General features: G+C 60.0%; 4 protein-coding genes. All 4 read right to left on the minus strand.

Annotated features, from left to right (window positions below; all coding sequences use genetic code 11):
- Positions 1-141 precede the first annotated feature (141 nt).
- A complete protein-coding gene (locus BQ17_RS01640) occupies positions 142-1,119 on the minus strand; it encodes a NapH/MauN family ferredoxin-type protein (protein ID WP_089724001.1) in 978 nt (325 codons plus the stop codon).
- Entirely contained in the window at positions 1,116-1,550 is a 435-nt protein-coding gene (locus BQ17_RS01645; RefSeq protein WP_089724002.1) for a four helix bundle protein, read from the minus strand. Before BQ17_RS01645 ends, BQ17_RS01640 begins: the two co-directional genes overlap by 4 nt.
- An 82-nt stretch (positions 1,551-1,632) precedes the next feature.
- Positions 1,633-2,472, minus strand: a complete 840-nt coding sequence (locus BQ17_RS01650) for a 4Fe-4S binding protein (protein ID WP_089724003.1) — start codon at positions 2,470-2,472, stop codon at positions 1,633-1,635.
- A gap of 8 nt (positions 2,473-2,480) precedes the next feature.
- Positions 2,481-3,743, minus strand: a complete 1,263-nt coding sequence (gene nosD / locus BQ17_RS01655) for a nitrous oxide reductase family maturation protein NosD (protein WP_439645633.1) — start codon at positions 3,741-3,743, stop codon at positions 2,481-2,483.
- Positions 3,744-4,081: the final 338 nt, after the last annotated feature.

Genomic DNA, 4,081 nt, shown 5'->3' on the forward strand with positions numbered 1-4,081 from the left:
GACCCAACCGAACACCGAAGCACGCGCCTAACCGGACCTACCACGACCAGCGGCCGGCAGCTAACTTAATGGCATTGTGGCATAACCTGCGCCGTGCCCACCCACGAACTTTCCCCAAAGCAGAACGATCGTAAGGGAATCTCACAGCGATTTGTCCAGTCCCTTGATCTTGAAGCTCAGGGAGCCGGTCGGGCAGATATCGACGCAGAGGCCACAACGGGTGCAGTCGGCACCGATGTCGGTATCGAGCGTCTTCGCCCGGCCGCGGATGGTCACATCCAGGACATGCGGCACCATGCAGATCTTGCGGCAGTCCCCCTCGTGGTGACAGCGCTGCATGTTGTACTGCACCCGTAACGGCGACAAGGTCCCTACCAGGCCGTAGGTGATGCCGATGGGGCAGACGTAGCGGCACCAGGCGCGGCGGGAAACCAGCACCTCGAAGGCCAGCAGGGCCAAGACCCAAAGCAGGGCGATGCCCGGACCATAGATCAGCGCGCGGCTCAATATTCCCGTTGGGGAAATGGTCTCGAATACCGTGTAACCGGTGAGCAGGGCGAGCAGCGCGAAGATAATGTAGAGAAGGGTGCGTACACCACGGTGGAACCGCATATCCCGGACCAGTTTTTTCTCCGCCAGCTTGAGATGGAGCGCCTCGGCCCATTCGGCGATCAAGTGGTAAGGGCACACCCAGGAACAGAAGGTGCGGCCGCCCAGGAGCAGCCAAAGGACAAATACGGTGACAGTGCCGATGACCAGATTCAGCACTAGGTGCTTGTAGGCTAGCATGACTTGCAGCGCGGAGTTCAGGTCCGCCATATGAAATCCGACGAAGCGGGAGGCGGTCAGTGCACCTTCCACCAACTGGACATCGAAATAATAGGAGACGACGAACAGTAGATTGATGACGATCAAGGTGATCCAGCGGCGATTTCGCCATTTGTGCCGATCATGGGCAAGTGCCCTTGCTTGCTCCGCCTCGCGCAGCTTCGCCTTGGTCAGCTTTTCCTTGCGCTTTTCGGCATAGACCGCAACCACCTCGGGCAGGCGCTCGTCCGGCGAAGGTTTCGATGGCCGCATGCCGATCAGCTGGCGCAGGGATTTGGCGATGTAGCTCATGATTTGCTCGGTTCCCTTTCCTCGTGATCGCAATCGTGATCGCAGCAAGATGTATCGTAGATTGCGGGCGCTTCCCGAACCGAACCTGATCGCAGTGCCATCTTCGTCAGCATGGCCACGATCCTAAAGAGCAATGCTTCTCCTTCATAATGGTCTTCCTGACTAATGGCTCCCCCAATTAGAAGTACATCCTGAATTGCTGCGCATTCCAGGGCCGAACCACGTGCAATGCCGAAATAGCGCCCTCGGTCCGGTGCAGTGAATTTCCCATTTCCTTCGGCAATATTGAGTGGAATCGACTGGGATGCTCGCAGTAATTGGTCGCGTGCATGCCGATGGATTCCCGTCAGATCATCGGTACGAGCATACACCCAGCGGATGTATTCCAACGAAAGCCGATAAACATCCAATTTCTGATGGCTGAAGCTCATTGTGAAATTTGGCCTTTTCGATCACGATCACGATCACGATTACGACTGCGATCACGATTACGGCTTCGCTGAGTGAAGAAGGTCAAGAGAAATCCGCTGTCTCATCGATGTCCACCACAATGGCGGCGGGCTCGGGCGGGCAGATCATCTCGCACACGCCGCAGCCGACGCACCCGTCTTCCACGCTCGGGACGGCTCCCTTTCCCTCAGGTACGAGGCGGATCGCGTGGCGTGGGGGGCATTGATTCGGGTCCCCCGACGGCGGCGTTCCGGCCTCGCACTGGGCGATGCGGATCTCGATGGGGCACTGGCGCACACAAAGGTCGCAGCGCTCGAGATCGTATGGGTGCGCCGCAACGGGGATAGGGGTCCAGCGGTCTATCGCTTCGTAGCGCAGCTTGCCGGAGAAATCCGGCCCCCGCGCCTGGCCCTTGAAGCCCTTGCCCTGGGCCGCCAGACAGGCCGCGGGTCGAGCCAAACGCGCAAATCCCATGCGCGCCTGAGCGGGATAGTTGATCTCGTGGGTCAGCGCGCCCGTGGGGCAGGCGAGCACGCACTGGAGCCCATCGCAGGAGAAGTCGCAGGCCTGGACGCGGGCGTCGAGGTAGGGTGTACCCACCCCTATACCATCGAGGAGATCGGCGAGCTTGATAGCCTCAACCGGACAGACCTGGACGCACTGGCCGCACTTGATGCAGGAGGCTAAAAACGCTTTCTCCGCAAGCCGGTCCTTGAGTGCGCCCGGCGGGCGCAAACGTGCGTTGGCGTTGCCCACGAGGGGGATTAAAGCTGTCAGCGAGGCGGTGCTGAATCCGACGGCAAGCACGGAGGTGCGCAGGAATTCACGCCGGCTTTGCTCGCGGCATTTGGGGGACTGGGCCGGTCGTTTGTGTGGAGGCTTGGGTTTGGTCTGTTCGGTCATGGTGCCGATCAATCCCGCCCGAGAGAGCGCCGCAGGGCCTCATAGGCGTCGAACTCATCCGCTGACGGCACGCTTTCGGCCTCGGCTTTGTCGCTTTCCCCCTCGTCTTTAACCCGCGCGCCGGCTTGCCTGGCCTCGATTCCGACCAAGCCGGCGACTCGGGTGTCAGCGAACCTCAGGGGCTTATTGTCCCGCACCAGCAGATCCGGGGGGCTGAAGGGGGCAAGGCGTTCCAGGAAGTCGATGACCTCCAGCATGGGCGAGCCCGTGAAGAACTGGGCCGCCGGCACGTCCATCCAGAGCCGGTCCGCGTAGGCGTAGAGCTCATAGGGGGTGTCGCCGATGCCGTCGCCGTTGCGGTCGAAGCCCTGGTAGTCGTCCCAGTAGTTGCCCTCCCAGCGGTTGCGGTTGGCGCTCTTGCCGCCCCCCACGACCATCTGGGTAATGTTGCCCTTGAAGCGGTTTCCCTTGAAGACGTTACCCTGCCAGTCGTTGAGCCAGCGTACCCCGACACCGTTGTAGGCGATTAGATTGTCGATGAAACGGTTGGTGGTATCCGGCTGGTAAGGCGAGACGTCCAGATAGAGGCCGGTGGCGCAGTAGAGGACACGGTTGCCCTCGATGGTGACATCGGAGGTTTCCTTGAAGCCAATGCCTATGCCGGTGGAGCCGGTGGCATTGGCGATCAGGTTGTTTCGGACCTCGACCCCATCGCTGTACATGAGGAAGATGCCGACCGTGTTGTCCTCGTAGTGGTTGTCTTCCACCCGGTTGGTCCGGGAATACATGAAGTGCAGCGAGTAGCGACCCCTGCGGGCATCGTTGCGGGCGATGAGATTGTCTTTCGAATACCAGATCACGGTGTCGCGGGCGTCGCGGATGACATTGTCGGTAATCCGGTTGTCGAAGCTGTACCAGAGCCGGATGGCGTCTCCGCGCACACCCAGATCCACGGGCTTGGAGGAGATGCGGTTGCGCCGCACGATGTTGTGATCGGACTGCTGCAGGTCGATGCCGAACAGGCAGTCGTCGATCCGATTGTCCTTGATCACGTTGAAGCTTCCGCGCACCTGCACGCCGGCATCGATGTCGTTGTGGGAGTCGCCGGAGTTGGTCAGGCGCAGGCCCTTGAGGATAGCGCCGTCGGTATCGAGCAGGACAACCGTACCCTTGCCGCCGCCGTCGATGGTGACCTGGCCGCGACCGTCGATGGTGAGCGGTTTGTCCACCACCAGCGGTCCCGCATAGGTCCCAGGCTCGGGTGTCAACACGGCGCCCTCATCCGCCGCGTCGACCAAAGGTTGGAACGGCGGGAGTCCCGCCTGCGAGGCCTGAATCCGGCAGGCGCCTGCGCAAACGATAAGAAGCAACCGCAAATGAACGCGAATGAACACGAATAAAGAAGAAAAATCGCGTTCTTTGAACATCATGATTATCTATAATTTTGTGTTCATGCACGGTGGGTGCTGCGAGATTTCGTAACGAACTTACCAGCACGCGACGCAGAGCGTCGCAGGATGCATTCCCACGCAGAGCGTCACTGCCATTAAGTTAAGGAAAAGCGCAAAAATATGCCGCATACTTCACGTTTTTTCGAGATCATAGCAAT

The sequence above is a fragment of the Candidatus Thiosymbion oneisti genome (assembly GCF_900092655.1).
GTDB classification, from domain to species: domain Bacteria; phylum Pseudomonadota; class Gammaproteobacteria; order Chromatiales; family Chromatiaceae; genus Thiosymbion; species Thiosymbion oneisti.